The following is a 15,661-nucleotide window of genomic DNA, read 5'->3' on the forward strand; positions in this document are numbered from 1 at the left end:
TGATGGAAATGGGCTATCGGTCAATGAAAAGGCCCGATGCGCTTGAGATTACCGAAATTCATCCAGACAAAAAAGGCCTTGCCCACGATATTGGCGTCCGGCACGAAACCCCAATAACGGGAGTCCAGCGAATTGTCGCGGTTGTCTCCCATCATGAAGTAGTGGCCTTCGGGCACCTTGCAGACGACACCCTCGACACTGTAGCGGCAGTTCTCGCGGTACGCAAAATTGCTGGCGCCCTGGATGAATGCCGGGACCTCGGGATTGTTCAGCAGCCGGTGGGGCTTGCCGTCCACCTGCTCCTCCAGTTGCTTGAAGTAGCGCATGGTGTCTTCCTCGAAGAAGTCCGGGGCATTGGTGGTGGGCACTGCCTGCCCGTTGATCGTGAGGCGCTTGTTCAGATAGGCCACTTCGTCACCCGGGACGCCGATCACGCGCTTGATGTAGTCCAGGCTGGGCTGCGGCGGATAGCGAAACACCATCACATCGCCGCGCACCGGCTTGTTGCCCTCGATGATCTTGGTGTTGATCACCGGCAGGCGCACGCCATAGGTGAATTTGTTGACCAGGATCAGGTCCCCCACCAGCAGGGTCGGGATCATCGAGCCCGAAGGAATCTTGAAGGGTTCGAACAGGAAGGAGCGCAGCACGAACACGGCGGCGATCACCGGGAACAGGCCGGCCGTCCAATCCAGCCACCAGGGCTGCATGAGCAAGCGCCCCTGGGCTTCCTGCACATCCACATCCACCTTCTGGATGCCCATGCGGTCCAGTTCGGCCCGGCGCTGCACGGCCGCATCCTCGATGGCCTGGGCCGCGCGGCGGCGCTGGGGCAGGAAGTACAGGCGCTCGGCGAGCCAGAAAGCACCGGTGACCACCGTGGCCAGGAACATCAGCAGCGCAAAATTTCCTTCGATGAGGCCAAAGTACCAGGAGCCGATGTAGCCAATGAAGGCGGCCAGGATGGCGGCCGTGAGAACTTGCATGAACTGCATCAATCTTCCACCTGCAAAATGGCGAGGAAGGCCTCCTGGGGCACCTCGACCGAACCGATCTGCTTCATCCGCTTCTTGCCCGCCTTCTGCTTTTCCAGCAGCTTGCGCTTGCGCGAGATGTCGCCGCCATAGCACTTGGCCAGCACGTTCTTGCGCAGGGCCTTGATGGTCTCGCGCGCGATGATGTTGGCACCGATGGCCGCCTGGATGGCCACGTCGTACATCTGGCGGCTGATGATCTCGCGCATCTTGCCGACCACGGCCCGGCCGCGGTACTGCGACTGCGAGCGGTGCACGATGATGGACAGCGCATCGACCTTCTCGCCGTTGAGCAGGATGTCCACCTTGACCACGTCGGAGGCACGGTACTCCTTGAACTCGTAGTCCATCGATGCATAGCCGCGCGAGACCGACTTGAGCTTGTCGAAGAAGTCGAGCACGATCTCACCCAGCGGCATCTCGTAGGTCAGCATGACCTGGCGGCCATGGTAGGCCATGTTGATCTGCACGCCACGCTTCTGGTTGGCCAGCGTCATCACCGGGCCCACATAGTCCTGGGGCATGTACAGGTGCACCGTGACGATGGGCTCGCGCACCTCTTCCAGGCGGCCCTGGTCGGGCATCTTGGAGGGGTTCTCGACCATGACGGTCTCGCCATCGGCCTTGACCACCTGGTAGACCACGCTGGGCGCGGTGGTGATCAGGTCCTGGTCGAACTCGCGCTCCAGGCGCTCCTGCACGATCTCCATGTGCAACAGACCCAGGAAGCCGCAACGGAACCCAAAGCCCAGCGCCTGGCTGACCTCGGGCTCGTAGTGCAGCGAAGCGTCGTTGAGCTTGAGTTTCTCGAGCGCGTCGCGCAGCGAGTCGTACTCGCTGGCTTCCGTCGGGTACAGGCCGGCGAACACCTGGGGCTGGATTTCCTTGAAACCCGGCAGCGCTTCGGTGGCGGGCCCGGCGTTGTTGGGCAGCTTCTTTTCGAGCGTGATGGTGTCGCCCACCTTGGCGGCCTGCAATTCCTTGATGCCGGCGATGATGTAGCCCACCTGGCCCGCGTCGAGCGAGTTGCGCGGCTCGTTGGCGGGGGTGAACACACCGAGGTTGTCTGCGTTGTACACCGCTTCGCTGGCCATCATCTTGATGCGCTCGCCCTTGAGCAGGCGGCCATCGACCACGCGCACCAGCATCACCACGCCGACGTAGCTGTCGAACCAGCTGTCGATGATCATCGCGCGCAGCGGGCCGTCGGCATTGCCACGCGGTGCGGGCACCTTGGCCACGATGGCTTCGAGGATGTCGTCGATGCCCATGCCGGTCTTGGCAGAGCAGGGAATCGCATCCCCTGCATCGATGCCGATCACGTCCTCGATCTCGGCCTTCGCATTCTCCGGATCGGCATTGGGCAGGTCCATCTTGTTGAGCACGGGCACCACTTCCACACCGAGGTCCAGCGCGGTGTAGCAGTTGGCCACGGTCTGTGCTTCAACACCCTGCGAGGCATCGACGACGAGCAATGCGCCTTCGCATGCCGACAGCGAACGGCTCACCTCGTACGAGAAGTCGACATGCCCTGGCGTGTCGATCAGATTGAGGTTGTAGACCTGCCCATCCTGGGCCTTGTACTGCAGCGCAGCGGTCTGCGCCTTGATGGTTATCCCACGCTCTTTTTCGATGTCCATCGAGTCCAGAACCTGGGCCTCCATATCGCGGTCCGCAAGGCCACCGCATCGCTGGATCAAGCGGTCGGCCAACGTCGACTTGCCATGGTCGATGTGCGCAATGATGGAAAAATTTCTGATGTGGTTCATCAACGGGAAGCGTCAAGTAATTGAATTAAAACGGCGCGCACAAGAAAAAAGGGCGCGTCGAGTGGCGACGCGCCCTGAACCAACAATCATTGGCAACTGCGATAGTTGGATCTTCATTGTAGGCAAAAAGCGTGTCGGGAGCAGCCCGGCACTGGCAGGAAAAGGGTCGTTGCCTGACTGCAACAGGAATTTTATACACAGTTTATTCACAGATCCAGACCATGCACCGATGAACAACTTGTGGGTGAGCTGTGGATCAGCTGTGCATGAACACGGGGCATCCCGCATGGTGGAGCAGGAGCCGTTCAATATGCACATAACGGTTGAACAGACCCCTACATTCTATCGAAACTGGTTGATGCCCTGTTCCAGATGTTAGCGAGAGCTAACCCCTGAAATTTTTTTCGGGCCCCAGAGAGGTTCAGGTTCCGGCGCGATTTTCCCGGAAAACCCGACCCCGGGCAGAGGGAATTGCCATCGGGACACCCCTCTCCGATACCCCCTGGGAACCCCGCCGACCCCTCAACGCAGAGGACGGATCACCGCATACTGGGTCCATTCGCCGCGGCGATAGAGCACGCTCAGGGGCTTGCTCTTGTCCGCCTTGGACACCACCGCCTCGAATTCCTTGAGGCCCGCGATCTCCGTGTTGGCAACGGAAAGAATCACATCGCCTTCGCGCAGGCCTGCACGCGCAGCGGCATCGGTGGCCGATGCCACGGCCACACCGCCCTTGAGCTTGAGGTCCTTCTTCTGCGCATCGGTGAGCTCCAGCACGGACAGGCCCAACTGCTGGGCCGCTGCCGATGCCTTGGGCTTCTCTTCGCGCTCCGCAGGCTTGCTGGCCACCGGCTTGTCGGGCTCGATCTCGGCAACGGTGATGGACAGGTCGCGTGCACTGCCACGGCGGAACACGGTGATGGCGCTCTTGGTGCCCGGCTTGGTGTTGCCCACCAGGCGCGGCAGGTCTGCCACCTTCTCGATGGGTTTGCCATCGAAGCGGGTGATGATGTCGCCCGCCTCCACCCCGGCCTTGTCTGCAGGCGAGCCCGATTCGACACCGGTCACCAAAGCGCCTTGCGCCTTGCCCAGGCCGATCGACTCCGCGACGTCCTTGGTCACGTTGCCGATCTGCACGCCGATACGGCCACGCGTCACGCGGCCCGAAGAGCGCAACTGCTCGCTGACACGGATCGCCTCGTCCATCGGGATGGCAAAAGAGATGCCCATGAAACCGCCCGAGCGCGAATAGATCTGGCTGTTGATCCCCACCACCTCCCCGCGCATGTTGATCAGCGGGCCGCCGGAATTGCCGGGGTTGATGGCCACGTCGGTCTGGATGAAGGGCAGGTAGTCGCCGGTATCGCGTGCCTTGGCACTCACAATGCCGGCGGTCACGCTGTTTTCGAGACCGAAGGGTGAGCCGATGGCCATGACCCACTCTCCCACCTTCAGGCGGGTCACATCGCCCACCTTCACCGCCGGCAGCCCGGTGGCCTCGATCTTGACCACGGCCACGTCGGTGCGCTTGTCGGCCCCCACGATACGGGCCTTGTATTCCCGCTTGTCGGTCAAGGTCACGATGACCTCGTCCGCCCCGTCGACCACGTGCGCATTGGTCATCACGAAGCCGTCGGCCGTGAGAATGAAACCCGAGCCCACGCCGCGCGGTTGCGGCTCTTCGTCCTGCTGCGGGCGCTGGGGACGCTGCTGGCGCGGCATGTTGGGAATGGGCACGCCGAAGCGGCGGAAGAACTCCAGCATCTCCTCGTCCATGCCGTTCGCACCCAAGCGCTCCGAGGCCTTTTCACGCGTGCGGATGTTCACGACCGAGGGACCGACCTGGTCCACCAGGTCGGTGAAATCGGGCAAGCCACGCACCACTGCGGACTGCGCCATCGCCACCTGCGTGGGCACCACAGCCACGCCGGCCACTGTCGCCACCATGCCAAACATCGCCAGGGCACGCAGCGTACTCCAATCAAACTTGGACATCATCGACCTTTCATGAAATGGGGGGGAACGTCAAAAATCTGTCACTGCATGTGAAAGGAGGGCCGGCAAATGGTTCCCGAAACCCCCGGCCCCCGCCGCAGGGCGGCGACCTGGATCAGCGCGCGCGCTCCAGCGCCCCGACGAACAGGCGCAGCGTCTGCATCGGCACCTCACCCACCGCCGTCACCCAGGCATCGGGCACCATGCGCTGGCCCAGCATCTGCGTGGCCCCGACACTGCCCAGTTGGCCCTGCGCACCGTGGCGCTGCGCATCGAAAGGCTCCACGAACAGCGACACCGTGGCCAGGCCATCGGAATACAGGCACTGCAGCACTGCAGGTGCGCCAGAAGAAGCCGCAGACGCCCTCTTGTGGCAGCTCTGGGCGACGAAACCCGCCACCGGCTGGCGCAGCCTCCACCCCTCGTCCAGAGCCGTCGTCTTGACCGCCGCCGGAGCGATCACCTTGTAGCCCGACAGGTCGTCCATCATGCGCGCGAGCTTGTCCATGGGAACGGAGGCGTTGAGGTCGAGCTCGGAGAACGCCGCCTGCTCCAGCACCCTGCCGTCCGCCGCCAGGGTCTGCATCTTGACCACCAGACCCGACTCCCGTTCGCTCCAGATGCGGTAACCGAAGCGCAAGGGGTCCAGCGGCTTGAACCAGACCACATCGGCATCCAGGCCTGCCACGCGCTCCTGGCCCAGCATCTGGGCTTCATAGTGTTTTGCCAGGGACGTACCCTGCACCGACGGCAATTGCGGAAAGAGCCCCCGCGCGTCCCCACGCTCGGTGCGCACGGTGCGCTCCTCGGGCAGGAAGGTGCGCACCTCGTCGTTGCGCCGAAAGACCTTGCGTGGCTTGCCGCTCAGGCCATCCACACGCTCGAGCTGCTGCTTGCCATCACAGGCATTCCAGATGCGCGAGCTGAACATGGCGCCCGAAGAGGACAGCACCACGAAGGTGCCGACATAGGAACGGTTGCGCGGCGCCTGGTGCATGCGCTCGATCCACTGGCCGATATCCCGGGCAGGGGTCACCACCGACAGCGGTGGCAGCGCCGATCCCGGCGCCCCTTGCACGGACTGGGCATGGACGCCCGCAACGGACGCCATGCCGGCACAGACCCACCAGGCCGCGCTGGTAATCACCTGGCGCCAGCGCAGGCGCTGCGCGGCATCCACGAGGGCAAAATCAGGCATCAATCCCATTGCGAGGCAGCCGGCAACCTTCACCGGCCGGGCGTGGCAAACGTGGCGTTGCGCAGGAAGCCCGCAGGCATCTGCAACGCAGAGGTGCTGCCAAACTGCTTGTGGGCCGCCAGCAGTTCATCCAGGCGCGGGTCGCGGATCATGACCTGCTGCCCTTCGCTGTCGGCCACGGCGACCAGAGGTGCCGGGGGCGGCGTGCCCTGGGAGACCTGGGCCACCGGCAGCACAGGGGCCCCTACAGCCGCCATCTGCGCGCCAGGGGACGCGCTGCCACCCTGCAATACGCCGAGGGACGACCAACCGATGGCCGCCACGGCCGCCAGGGAGGCCACGCCGGCCACCATCTTCCAGCGGAACACCGAGGCATTGGCCGCAGGCAGCTGCGCCTGCGCCACCACGGCCAGTTCGGGCTCGGGCGCCAGCGCCACCGGGCGCTGCACCGGGGCCTCCTGGGCCATCTGTTCGCGCAGGCGCGCAAGCAGCAGGTTGCTGCCGTCGGCCCGCGCCAGCTCGTTCGACCGCAGCACATCCCCCACCATGTGGTAGAGCTGCCAGGTGGCCAGGCCATCGTCATCGACGGCACACGCCATGGCGTCCGCAAACGCATCGCCGTGCAATTGGCCATCGGCCAGTGCCGAAATCTGTTCGCGCTTCGTCGTCGTCACATCATTGTTCATGGTCTCACCTGCATATCCGCCACCAGACACTGCTTCGCCCTTGCCGTACACCACCATCACCACCTTTTGCCCGTCTGGTTTTCCAGCATCGGGCGCACGCGGGCCGAAATCGCCTCCCGCGCACGGAAAATACGCGACCGCACCGTGCCGATGGGGCACCCCATGGCGGCGGCGATCTCTTCGTAACTGAGCCCCTCGATCTCGCGCAATGTCACTGCCTGGCGCAAATCCTCGGGCAGCGCCTCCATGGCGGCATTCACCGCCTGGGCTATTTCATTGGCCGCCAGCACCGTTTCAGGGGTTTCGTCGCTGGTTAGTTCGTGTCCGACACGAGAAGTTTCATCGTCATCGTCGGCGCCCCTCAGCGCATTCTCCGAAATCACCGGGTTGCGCTTCATGTCCATCAGCGCCTTCTTGGCCGTATTGACGGCAATCCGGTACAGCCAGGTGTAGAACTGGGCATCGCCCCGGAACTGGTGCAGGGCCCGGTAGGCGCGGATGAAGGTTTCCTGGGCGATGTCCGGGATGAGGTCGGTATCGCGCACCATGCGACCGATCAGGCGCTCGATGCGGCGCTGGTACTTGATGACCAGCAGCTCGAACGCCCGCTGGTCGCCCGCCACCGTGCGCTCCACCAGGAGAAGATCGCTGTTGTCGGGTGTGGGAGGCGGCGTTTGGGCTGTCATCGAATCTCTGGGTTCACGCCTGTCGGCTGTGGATCGGCGCGAATTCTCCGGCACTCACCGTGCCCGTTCCGGCGCGCGAATATACCGCACGGCGCAGATCAGGCCATCGCTCGGGCTGCTGGCGGCTCTCCAGCCATAGCCAGATGCGCGGCCGCCCGGCGGCTGCATGCACACACACCCACAGGTGGCCTTGCAGGTCCCACTGCACCTCGGGCGCGCCTTGCAGCGGCATCGGCGAGCGCCCCGGCAGCAGGCTGTCCAGCCGCCACTGCTGGCCATCCCATTGCAGCTCCCCGCAAAATTGGCCACGCCACCAGTGCCAGGCACCGGCCACCGCAGCCAGCCAGGCGGCAACGCCGACGCCGGCAGATGCCCGCCCCTGATCGATCCCGAGCAGCCACCAGGCCAGCAACGCTGCACTTCCGAGCAGCGCGATGGCGGCCAGCACGCCGCCCACGGCGCGGCTGCGCCGCACCGGAAAGCGCACGGCAGGAGCCTGGCGCGCCGCAGATTTCATGGAGGAAAAGGGCAATGCAGGGACATCATCGCCCTGCAGTTTGCCGCAAACCGCGTGCCAGCGCGCGCCATGGCTGCGCTACACAAGCCAGGCCGTGCAGGCAAAGGTCGCTCAGACCCGCTTGAACACCAGGGAGCCGTTGGTCCCGCCAAAGCCGAAGTTGTTCTTGAGCGCATAGTCCATCTTCAGATCACGGGCCGTGTTGGCACAGTAATCGAGATCGCACTCGGGATCCTGGTTGAACAGGTTGATGGTCGGCGGCACCTTCTGGTGGTGAAGCGCCAGCACGGTGAACACGCTTTCGATCCCGCCCGCGCCACCCAGCAGGTGGCCCGTCATCGACTTGGTGGAGCTGACCACGGTCTTGTAGGCGGCATCGCCCAGCGCCGCCTTGATGGCATTGGTCTCGTTGAGGTCACCCAGGGGCGTGGAAGTGCCGTGCGCGTTCAGGTAGCCCACATCCCCGGGGTTGACGCCGGCGTTGCGCATGGCGCTGACCATGGCGCGGCGCGGGCCGTCCATGTTCGGAGCGGTCATGTGGCCGGCATCGGCACTCATGCCGAAGCCGCTGAGCTCGGCATAGATCTTGGCGCCACGGGCCTTGGCGTGCTCATACTCCTCGAGCACCAGCACGCCAGCTCCCTCGCCCAGCACGAAGCCGTCGCGGTCCTTGTCCCAGGGGCGCGACGCCGTCTTGGGATCGTCGTTGCGGGTGGACAGCGCACGCATCGCGGCAAAGCCGCCGATGCCCAGGGGCGACACCGTGGATTCCGTGCCACCGGCAATCACGACGTCGGCGTCGCCGTACTCGATCATGCGGCCGCCCTCGCCGATGCAGTGCAGACCCGTCGTGCAGGCCGTCACCACTGCCAGGTTCGGACCCTTGAAGCCAAAACGCATGGACACGTGGCCCGCCACCATGTTGATGATGGATGCCGGCACGAAGAACGGCGTGATGCGCCGTGGCCCGCGGTTGGTCAGCTCGGCATGGGTGTCCTCGATCAGCGGCAGGCCGCCGATTCCAGATCCGATCACGCAGGCGATGCGCGTGGCGAACTCGTCGTCCAGCGCCTCTCCGGTGGGCAGCCCCGCATCCTGGATGGCCTGCGCTGCCGCGACGATGCCGAAATGGATGAAGGTGTCCATCGCGCGCGCATCCTTGGCGCTGATGTACGACTCCAGGTCAAGCCCCTTGACCTCCCCTGCAATCTTGCAGGCAAAGTTCGACGCATCGAACTTGGTGATGAGGTCAATGCCGGAATTTCCAGCGAGGACATTGGCCCAGGCATCGGCCACCGTGTTTCCCACGGGGCTGACGCAACCCAGGCCGGTCACGACAACGCGACGACGGCTCATGCGTAAAAACCTTCTGCTGATCGCTCAAGTCAGGCGCAGTGCGCCGGCTCAGGCCTTCTGGTGGGTGTTGGCGTAATCGATGGCGTTTTGCACCGTCGTGATCTTCTCGGCGTCTTCGTCAGGGATCTCGATGCCGAACTCGTCTTCCAAGGCCATCACCAGCTCCACCGTGTCGAGCGAGTCGGCACCGAGGTCTGCCACGAAGGCCTTTTCATTGGTGACTTGGGACTCTTCCACACCGAGTTGTTCGGCAATGATTTTTTTGACGCGTGCTTCGATATCGCTCATGGTTTCCCTCTGGGGGTTGTGAATGAATCCGCGATTCTAGCCGCTTAAGGAGAAGCCCCTCAGCAGCCCGCCGTCCGGATGAACCGGCGTTATCTTTCAACAATTACATGTACATGCCGCCATTGACATGCAACTCCTGCCCGGTCACATAGCCCGCCTCGCGTGAAGCGAGGTAGGCGACCGCGTGGGCGATGTCCGAAGGCTTGCCCAGATGGCCCAAAGCGATCTGCGTTTGCAGGGCTTTTTGCTGCTCTTCGGGCAGGCCTGCCGTCATGTCCGTCTCGATGAACCCGGGGGCCACGCAATTCACGGTGATGCTGCGGCTGCCCAGCTCGCGCGCCAGTGCGCGCGTCATGCCGGCCACACCGGCCTTGGCGGCAGCGTAGTTGGCCTGGCCCGGATTGCCCGATGCACCGACCACGCTGGTGATGCTGATGATGCGCCCGAAACGCTGCTTCATCATGGGACGGATCGCGGCACGGCTCACGCGAAAGACCGCCTTGAGATTGGTGTCCAGCACCGCATCCCAGTCGTCGTCCTTCATGCGCATGGCCAGCGTGTCGCGCGTGATGCCGGCATTGTTCACCAGCACGTGCAGGCCGCCCTGCTGCTTGACGATGGCATCGACGGTGGCCTCGATGGCCGCACCGTCGTTCACGTTGAGGTTGACCCCCTTGCTGCCCGGGTAACCCGCCAGGGCCGCAGAGATGCGCGCCGCACCCTCGTCGGTGGTGGCCGTACCGACCACCTGGTAGCCGCGCACGGCCAGCTCCAGTGCAATCGCCGCGCCGATGCCGCGCGACGCGCCGGTGACCAGGGCCACCTGGGTGGGTTGAACAGATTCCGTCATGCCAGCAACTCCCGTGCTTCGGCCAGCGAGGCCGTGTCAAATACTGCCGCACCGACCAGTTCGGGGTCGATGCGCTTGGTCAGGCCCGCCAGCACCTTGCCGGGGCCGCACTCCACGATGTGCGTCACGCCGCGCGCCTTGAGCGCCTGCACGCACTCCACCCAGCGCACCGCGCCAAAGGCCTGGCGCACCAGGGCATCACGGATCGCGTCGGCATCGCTGTGTACCGCCACATCCACGTTGTTGACCACGGCAATGGCGGGCGCCGCCAGCGCCACGCTGGCCAGCGCCTCGCGCAGCTTGTCGGCTGCGGGCTTCATCAGGCTCGAATGGAAAGGCGCCGACACCGGCAGCAGCAGCGCGCGCTTGGCGCCGCCGGCCTTGAGCACCTCGCAGGCCTTGTCCACCGCGGCCTTGGTGCCAGCGATCACGGTCTGGATGGGGTCGTTGAAATTCACGGCCTCCACCACCTCGGTGCTGCCTGCACCGAACGTGGCTGCCGCCTCGGCGCAACCGGCGATGACCTTGGAAGCATCCATGCCCAGGATGGCCGCCATGGCACCGGTGCCCACGGGTACGGCCTCCTGCATCGCGGCGGCGCGCAGGCGCACCAGAGGGGCTGCCTGCGACAGCGTCAACACGCCTGCGGCGACCAGCGCCGAGTACTCCCCCAGCGAGTGTCCGGCCAGCGCGACAGGCGTGGCACCGCCCTCGGCACGCCACACACGCCACGCCGCCACACCGGCGGCCAGCATCACGGGCTGGGTGTTGGTGGTCAGGGCCAGGGCCTCCCTGGGCCCCTCCTTGATCAGCAGGGCAATGTCTTCGCCCAGCGCATCCGAGGCTTCGCGCAGGGCCTCGGCAACCGCCGGGTGATCACCCCAGCCATCGAGCATGCCAACCGACTGTGAGCCCTGCCCGGGAAAAACAAATGCAAATGACTTCATGCCAGCACAGGTAGATAAAAGGAATCGGGTTCTGCAGACCGCCCAGGGGCGGCAACCTACAGCTTCAGGAGCACGGCGCCCCAGGTGAATCCACCGCCAACGCCTTCGAGCAGCAGCGTTTCACCCTTCTTGACCTGCCCGCTGCGCACACCGTGGTCGAGCGCCAGCGGAATGGAGGCCGCCGAGGTATTGCCGTGCTGGTCCACCGTGACCACCACCTTGTCCATCGGCAGCTTGAGCTTGCGGGCCGTGCCCTGCATGATGCGGATGTTGGCCTGGTGGGGAATCAGCCAGTCCACATCGGCCTCGGTCAAGCCGGCCTTGGCCAGCACCGCGTGGGCCGCCTTTTCCAGCACCCCTACGGCCAGCCGGAACACGGCTTGTCCGTCCATCTTGAGCACGGGATCGCCGAGCACCTGGCCACCCGAGACATTGCCCGGCACGCACAGGATGCCGACATGCTTGCCATCGGCATGCAGGTCGCTCGACAGGATGCCCGGCGTGTCGGACGCTTCCAGCACCACGGCCCCGGCACCATCACCGAACAGCACGCAGGTGGTGCGGTCTTTGAAATCGAGGATGCGGCTGAACACCTCGGCGCCGATCACCAGGGCGCGGTTGGCAGCGCCGGTCTGGATCATGGCATCGGCCACCGACAGCGCATAGACGAAGCCGCTGCACACGGCCTGCACATCGAAGGCCGGGCAGCCGTTGGCCCCGAGCTTGTTCTGCAGAATGCAGGCCACCGAGGGAAACACCATGTCCGGCGTGGACGTGGCGACGATGATCAGGTCGATGTCCTGCGCCTGCAGGCCCGCAGCCGAAAGGGCATTGCGCGCCGCTTCGAGACCCAGATCGCTGGCCGCCACATCGGGGGCTGCAAAATGCCGCGCCCGGATTCCCGTGCGCTCGACGATCCATTCGTCCGAAGTTTCGATGCCATCACGGGCCAGCTCGGCCACCAGGTCGGCATTCGTGAGCCGGCGCGGTGGCAGATAGCTGCCAGTGCCGGTGATGCGGGAATAGCGTCTCATTAATGTGTCGTCGCCGCTGCAGGCCGGGGCTGGGCATCGGCAGGGGCCAGGAGCGGCGCCGCATGCGCAATCCGGGCCCGGACACGGTCGAGCAGGTTGTTGCGGGCTGCATCATACGCCCGGTTCAAGGCCTGCTCGAAGGCCATGGCATCGGCCGAACCATGGCTCTTGAACACCAGTCCGCGCAACCCGAGCAGGGCTGCGCCGTTGTAGCGCCGGTAGTCCATACGGGCCATCAGAGCTTTTAGCACCGGATAAGCGACGATGGCAGCAGCTTTGGTAAAAATGTTTCGGGAAAACTCATTCTTGAGCCCTCCAATTACCATGGCCGCGACCCCTTCGCTGGCCTTGAGCGCCACGTTGCCGACAAATCCGTCACAGACCACGATGTCCACCGTGCCCTTGAAGATGTCATTGCCCTCGACGTTGCCGTAGAAATTGAGATCACCCGCTTCCGCCGCAGATCGCAGCAGTTCGCCAGCTTTTTTGATGATTTCGCTGCCTTTGATGATTTCTTCACCAATATTGAGCAGTCCGACGGTGGGCTCCCCGCCATCATCGCGCAGGGCCGACACCAAGGCCGAGCCCATCACCGCGAACTGCAGCAGATGCTCTGCCGAGCAGTCCACATTGGCACCCAGGTCGAGCACCGTGGTGGCGCGCCCCTGGTTGTTGGGCAACTGGGTGGCAATGGCAGGCCGGTCGATGCCGTCCAGGGTCTTGAGCAGGTAGCGCGCAATGGCCATCAGGGCGCCGGTGTTGCCGGCAGAGACCGCAGCCGCCGCCGTGCCATCCTTGACCTGCTGGATGGCCACGCGCATGGAAGAGTCTTTTTTGCGGCGCAAGGCCACTTCGACCGGGTCGTCCATGGCCACCACCTCGGTGGCGGGGACAATGGTGGCGCGGTCGTGGGAAAAATCCTTCAGGCTGTCCGCCAGGCCGACCAGCAGCAAGCGGGCATCCGGGTGATTGCCAAGGAACTGACGGCACGCCGCGAGCGTGACGCGGGGGCCGTGATCGCCCCCCATGCAGTCAACAGCCAGTGTGATCATGGGCGACTTGTCCGGCCAACAGCGCGGGCCGGAAGATGGATACAACGGTCAAAACAAAGGCCCGCGCTACAAATTTAGTAGCAACGGGCCTTTGAGGGGTACTGAAGATCAGGCTTCAGACTTGTTCTTGAGCACCTGACGGCCACGGTAGAAACCGTTGGGGCTGATGTGGTGACGCAGATGGGTTTCGCCGGTGGTGGGTTCCACTGCAATGCCTGGCACATTCAGGGCATTGTGCGAACGGTGCATACCGCGCTTGGAAGGGGACTTTTTGTTTTGCTGAACGGCCATGATGGCTCCTGGTCTTAAATAGGTTGGTAAATACGCGATGGGCCCATAGAAGACACGAGGGGATTCGCGCGAAGCCCTCGATTATAGCCCAAACGACTCAGTGCTTCCTAGTGTCCTTTTTGAGGCCTGCCAGCGCCGCAAAAGGATTGGGCTTGTCGGCATTCGCCTCCTCGAAATCGTCATCCGACGATGCCAGCGGCACGGCGGTGGGGCACTCGTCATGCTTGGGCACCACGGGCAGTGCCATGAGCAGCTCGTCCTCGATCAGCTCATGCAGGTCGAATTCGCGGCTCATGGCCAGCAGATCCTCATCGCTCTCGTCATCCAGAGCCTCGGCCGTGGCCTCGTCGGCCACGAAGCGGAAGGCGCGGTCCACCTCGAGCGGCACGTCCACGGGCGCAAGGCAGCGCTGGCACTCCATCGGAAAGGTGGCACGCACCTTGAGCACCAGCCACACCTGGCTGGCACCGCCGAGCGCCGTGCGCACTTCCCCCTGCGCCTGCCAGTCCACCAGCAGGTCGGGGTGCAGGCCCCGGGCCTCCTGGGCCAGGCGCTCATACTTCAAAAGGGAATCATGGCCGGCCAGGCGCGCGCCGGCCAAGGCGAAGGCCTTGACGTCGAGCCGGTCCACTGAGAATTCCTTGGTCATGGCGGCAGTGTAAGAGAATCAGCGAATGCATCAATCCCCTGCCCCGCAACGCCCTGTGGTATTGGGCTCCACGTCGCGCTATCGGCGCGAACTGCTGTCGCGCCTGAACCTGCCTTTCGAGGTCGCCTCGCCCGACGTGGACGAGACCCCCGCACCAGGCGAAGCCCCGCGCGATCTGGCCCTGCGCCTGGCCCTGGCCAAGGCCCGGGCCGTAGCCCGCCTTCACCCCGAAGCCGTGGTCATCGGCTCCGACCAGGTGGCGGACCTGGCCGGCCAATCGCTGGGCAAGCCCGGCACCCATGAACGCGCCGTGCTGCAATTGCGCCAGATGCGCGGGCACACCGTGATTTTCCAGACCGCCGTGGCCACCGTGTGCCAGGCCAGCGGTTTCGAGCAGGTGGACATCGCCCCCGTGGAAGTGCGCTTTCGCGACCTGACGGACGACGAAATCGAGCGCTACCTGCGCGCCGAACAGCCCTACGACTGCGCCGGCAGCGCCAAGAGCGAGGGCCTGGGCATCGCCCTGCTCGACGCCATCCACAGCGACGACCCCACGGCCCTCATCGGCCTGCCGCTGATCCGCACCTGCCGCATGCTGCGCGCCGCCGGGGTGGTCCTGCCATGAGCACCCGCCCCGCCACGCCCACGGATGCGCCATCCGGCGCCGCCGCCAGCGGCACGCTGTACCTGGTGCCGGCCCCGCTCGACTTCGGCTGCGACGTGGAAATCCCGCTGCAGGAGGCCCTGCCCGCCGGCACCCTGCAGCAGGCCGCGCAGCTCACCCACTGGATCTGCGAGAACGCCAAGAGCACCCGCGCCTACTTGAAGCGCATCGATGCCCTGCACCCACTGGCAACGCCCCTGCAGCAGCAACAGATCACCGAGCTGCCCCGCGAAGTGCACAAGAAGGGGGACCACGGCGACAAAGGCTCGGCCACTTTCGACGCCAGGCCCCTGCTGGCCCCGGCACTGGCCGGGCATGCCATGGGCCTGGTCAGCGAGGCCGGCATGCCGGCCGTGGCGGACCCGGGCTCGTCCGTGGTGCGCGCCGCGCACGACCTGGGCATTCCCGTGGTGCCACTGGTCGGCCCGGTTTCGCTGCTGCTGGCCCTGGCCGCCAGCGGCCTCAATGGCCAGAGCTTTGCCTTCGCCGGCTACCTGCCGCAGGACGGGCAGGAACGCACGCAGCGCATCCGCGAGCTCGAATCCCTGGCCCTCAAGACCGGACAGACCCAGCTGTTCATCGAAACGCCCTACCGCAACCCCGCGCTCTGGCAGGCCCTGGTGCAGACCCTGCAGCCCCACACCC

General features: G+C 64.9%; 17 protein-coding genes. 2 read left to right on the top strand and 15 right to left on the bottom strand.

Annotated elements, in window-relative coordinates:
• Positions 1 to 20 precede the first annotated feature (20 nt).
• The 15 genes from lepB to U5N23_RS28695 all read right to left on the bottom strand — a co-directional run bounded on the left by lepB (position 21) and on the right by U5N23_RS28695 (position 14,352).
• Positions 21 to 995 carry a signal peptidase I gene (lepB, locus tag U5N23_RS28625; RefSeq protein WP_322596087.1) on the bottom strand — a complete coding sequence of 325 codons (975 nt, stop codon included), beginning with the start codon at positions 993 to 995 and terminating at the stop codon, positions 21 to 23.
• Entirely contained in the window at positions 995 to 2,803 is a 1,809-nt protein-coding gene (lepA, locus tag U5N23_RS28630) for a translation elongation factor 4 (RefSeq protein WP_322596088.1), read from the bottom strand. The genes lepB and lepA overlap by 1 nt, the downstream gene beginning before the upstream one ends.
• 522 nt (positions 2,804 to 3,325) lie before the next feature.
• The gene (locus U5N23_RS28635; protein ID WP_322596089.1) at positions 3,326 to 4,798 is read right to left on the bottom strand and encodes a DegQ family serine endoprotease; all 1,473 of its coding nucleotides are present in this window, start codon (positions 4,796 to 4,798) and stop codon (positions 3,326 to 3,328) included.
• Positions 4,799 to 4,913: 115 nt separating this feature from the next.
• Complete coding sequence (locus U5N23_RS28640) at positions 4,914 to 5,996, bottom strand: MucB/RseB C-terminal domain-containing protein (RefSeq protein ID WP_322596090.1); 1,083 nt, start codon at positions 5,994 to 5,996, stop codon at positions 4,914 to 4,916.
• A gap of 29 nt (positions 5,997 to 6,025) precedes the next feature.
• The gene (locus U5N23_RS28645; protein ID WP_322596091.1) at positions 6,026 to 6,682 is read right to left on the bottom strand and encodes a sigma-E factor negative regulatory protein; all 657 of its coding nucleotides are present in this window, start codon (positions 6,680 to 6,682) and stop codon (positions 6,026 to 6,028) included.
• A gap of 56 nt (positions 6,683 to 6,738) precedes the next feature.
• Entirely contained in the window at positions 6,739 to 7,368 is a 630-nt protein-coding gene (gene rpoE, locus U5N23_RS28650; RefSeq protein WP_322596092.1) for an RNA polymerase sigma factor RpoE, read from the bottom strand.
• Positions 7,369 to 7,381: 13 nt separating this feature from the next.
• Positions 7,382 to 7,885, bottom strand: a complete 504-nt coding sequence (locus U5N23_RS28655; protein ID WP_322596093.1) for a hypothetical protein — start codon at positions 7,883 to 7,885, stop codon at positions 7,382 to 7,384.
• A 111-nt stretch (positions 7,886 to 7,996) separates the two neighbouring features.
• Positions 7,997 to 9,241: a beta-ketoacyl-ACP synthase II gene (fabF, locus tag U5N23_RS28660; protein WP_322596094.1), complete on the bottom strand. Its 1,245-nt coding sequence runs from the start codon at positions 9,239 to 9,241 to the stop codon at positions 7,997 to 7,999.
• A gap of 48 nt (positions 9,242 to 9,289) precedes the next feature.
• Positions 9,290 to 9,529 (bottom strand): acyl carrier protein, encoded by a 240-nt coding sequence (gene acpP / locus U5N23_RS28665; RefSeq protein WP_003058049.1) that lies wholly within the window; start codon positions 9,527 to 9,529, stop codon positions 9,290 to 9,292.
• Between the two features lie 103 nt (positions 9,530 to 9,632).
• Entirely contained in the window at positions 9,633 to 10,379 is a 747-nt protein-coding gene (fabG, locus tag U5N23_RS28670; RefSeq protein WP_322596095.1) for a 3-oxoacyl-ACP reductase FabG, read from the bottom strand.
• Positions 10,376 to 11,326: an ACP S-malonyltransferase gene (fabD, locus tag U5N23_RS28675; RefSeq protein ID WP_322596096.1), complete on the bottom strand. Its 951-nt coding sequence runs from the start codon at positions 11,324 to 11,326 to the stop codon at positions 10,376 to 10,378. Before fabD ends, fabG begins: the two co-directional genes overlap by 4 nt.
• A 56-nt stretch (positions 11,327 to 11,382) precedes the next feature.
• Complete coding sequence (locus tag U5N23_RS28680) at positions 11,383 to 12,360, bottom strand: beta-ketoacyl-ACP synthase III (RefSeq protein WP_007848202.1); 978 nt, start codon at positions 12,358 to 12,360, stop codon at positions 11,383 to 11,385.
• A complete protein-coding gene (gene plsX, locus U5N23_RS28685) occupies positions 12,360 to 13,412 on the bottom strand; it encodes a phosphate acyltransferase PlsX (RefSeq protein WP_322596097.1) in 1,053 nt (350 codons plus the stop codon). The genes U5N23_RS28680 and plsX overlap by 1 nt, the downstream gene beginning before the upstream one ends.
• 108 nt (positions 13,413 to 13,520) lie before the next feature.
• Positions 13,521 to 13,703, bottom strand: coding sequence for a 50S ribosomal protein L32 (rpmF, locus tag U5N23_RS28690; RefSeq protein WP_005794249.1), 183 nt, complete (start codon positions 13,701 to 13,703; stop codon positions 13,521 to 13,523).
• Between the two features lie 97 nt (positions 13,704 to 13,800).
• Positions 13,801 to 14,352, bottom strand: a complete 552-nt coding sequence (locus U5N23_RS28695) for a YceD family protein (RefSeq protein ID WP_322596098.1) — start codon at positions 14,350 to 14,352, stop codon at positions 13,801 to 13,803.
• 25 nt (positions 14,353 to 14,377) lie between these two features.
• On the opposite strand from U5N23_RS28695, the gene U5N23_RS28700 reads away from it, so the two are divergent.
• Both U5N23_RS28700 and U5N23_RS28705 read left to right on the top strand, forming a co-directional pair.
• Complete coding sequence (locus tag U5N23_RS28700; protein ID WP_322596099.1) at positions 14,378 to 14,977, top strand: Maf family nucleotide pyrophosphatase; 600 nt, start codon at positions 14,378 to 14,380, stop codon at positions 14,975 to 14,977.
• The coding region (locus U5N23_RS28705; protein WP_322596100.1) for an SAM-dependent methyltransferase at positions 14,974 to 15,661 on the top strand (688 nt) is incomplete at its 3' end. The genes U5N23_RS28700 and U5N23_RS28705, both read left to right, overlap by 4 nt.

The sequence above is a fragment of the Acidovorax sp. genome, assembly GCF_034519795.1.
Lineage (GTDB): Bacteria > Pseudomonadota > Gammaproteobacteria > Burkholderiales > Burkholderiaceae_C > Acidovorax.

Excerpts from the sequence above, each read along its gene's own strand:
- plsX (WP_322596097.1), bottom strand. The coding sequence starts at position 13,412 with ATGATCACACTGGCTGTTGACTGCATGGGGGGCGATCACGGCCCCCGC.
- lepA (WP_322596088.1), bottom strand. The coding sequence starts at position 2,803 with ATGAACCACATCAGAAATTTTTCCATCATTGCGCACATCGACCATGGC.
- fabD (WP_322596096.1), bottom strand. The coding sequence starts at position 11,326 with ATGAAGTCATTTGCATTTGTTTTTCCCGGGCAGGGCTCACAGTCGGTT.
- U5N23_RS28645 (WP_322596091.1), bottom strand. The coding sequence starts at position 6,682 with ATGAACAATGATGTGACGACGACGAAGCGCGAACAGATTTCGGCACTG.
- U5N23_RS28640 (WP_322596090.1), bottom strand. The coding sequence starts at position 5,996 with ATGCCTGATTTTGCCCTCGTGGATGCCGCGCAGCGCCTGCGCTGGCGC.
- U5N23_RS28695 (WP_322596098.1), bottom strand. The coding sequence starts at position 14,352 with ATGACCAAGGAATTCTCAGTGGACCGGCTCGACGTCAAGGCCTTCGCC.
- lepB (WP_322596087.1), bottom strand. The coding sequence starts at position 995 with ATGCAGTTCATGCAAGTTCTCACGGCCGCCATCCTGGCCGCCTTCATT.
- U5N23_RS28655 (WP_322596093.1), bottom strand. The coding sequence starts at position 7,885 with ATGAAATCTGCGGCGCGCCAGGCTCCTGCCGTGCGCTTTCCGGTGCGG.
- fabF (WP_322596094.1), bottom strand. The coding sequence starts at position 9,241 with ATGAGCCGTCGTCGCGTTGTCGTGACCGGCCTGGGTTGCGTCAGCCCC.
- U5N23_RS28700 (WP_322596099.1), top strand. The coding sequence starts at position 14,378 with ATGCATCAATCCCCTGCCCCGCAACGCCCTGTGGTATTGGGCTCCACG.
- U5N23_RS28635 (WP_322596089.1), bottom strand. The coding sequence starts at position 4,798 with ATGTCCAAGTTTGATTGGAGTACGCTGCGTGCCCTGGCGATGTTTGGC.
- acpP (WP_003058049.1), bottom strand. The coding sequence starts at position 9,529 with ATGAGCGATATCGAAGCACGCGTCAAAAAAATCATTGCCGAACAACTC.
- fabG (WP_322596095.1), bottom strand. The coding sequence starts at position 10,379 with ATGACGGAATCTGTTCAACCCACCCAGGTGGCCCTGGTCACCGGCGCG.
- rpoE (WP_322596092.1), bottom strand. The coding sequence starts at position 7,368 with ATGACAGCCCAAACGCCGCCTCCCACACCCGACAACAGCGATCTTCTC.
- U5N23_RS28680 (WP_007848202.1), bottom strand. The coding sequence starts at position 12,360 with ATGAGACGCTATTCCCGCATCACCGGCACTGGCAGCTATCTGCCACCG.
- rpmF (WP_005794249.1), bottom strand. The coding sequence starts at position 13,703 with ATGGCCGTTCAGCAAAACAAAAAGTCCCCTTCCAAGCGCGGTATGCAC.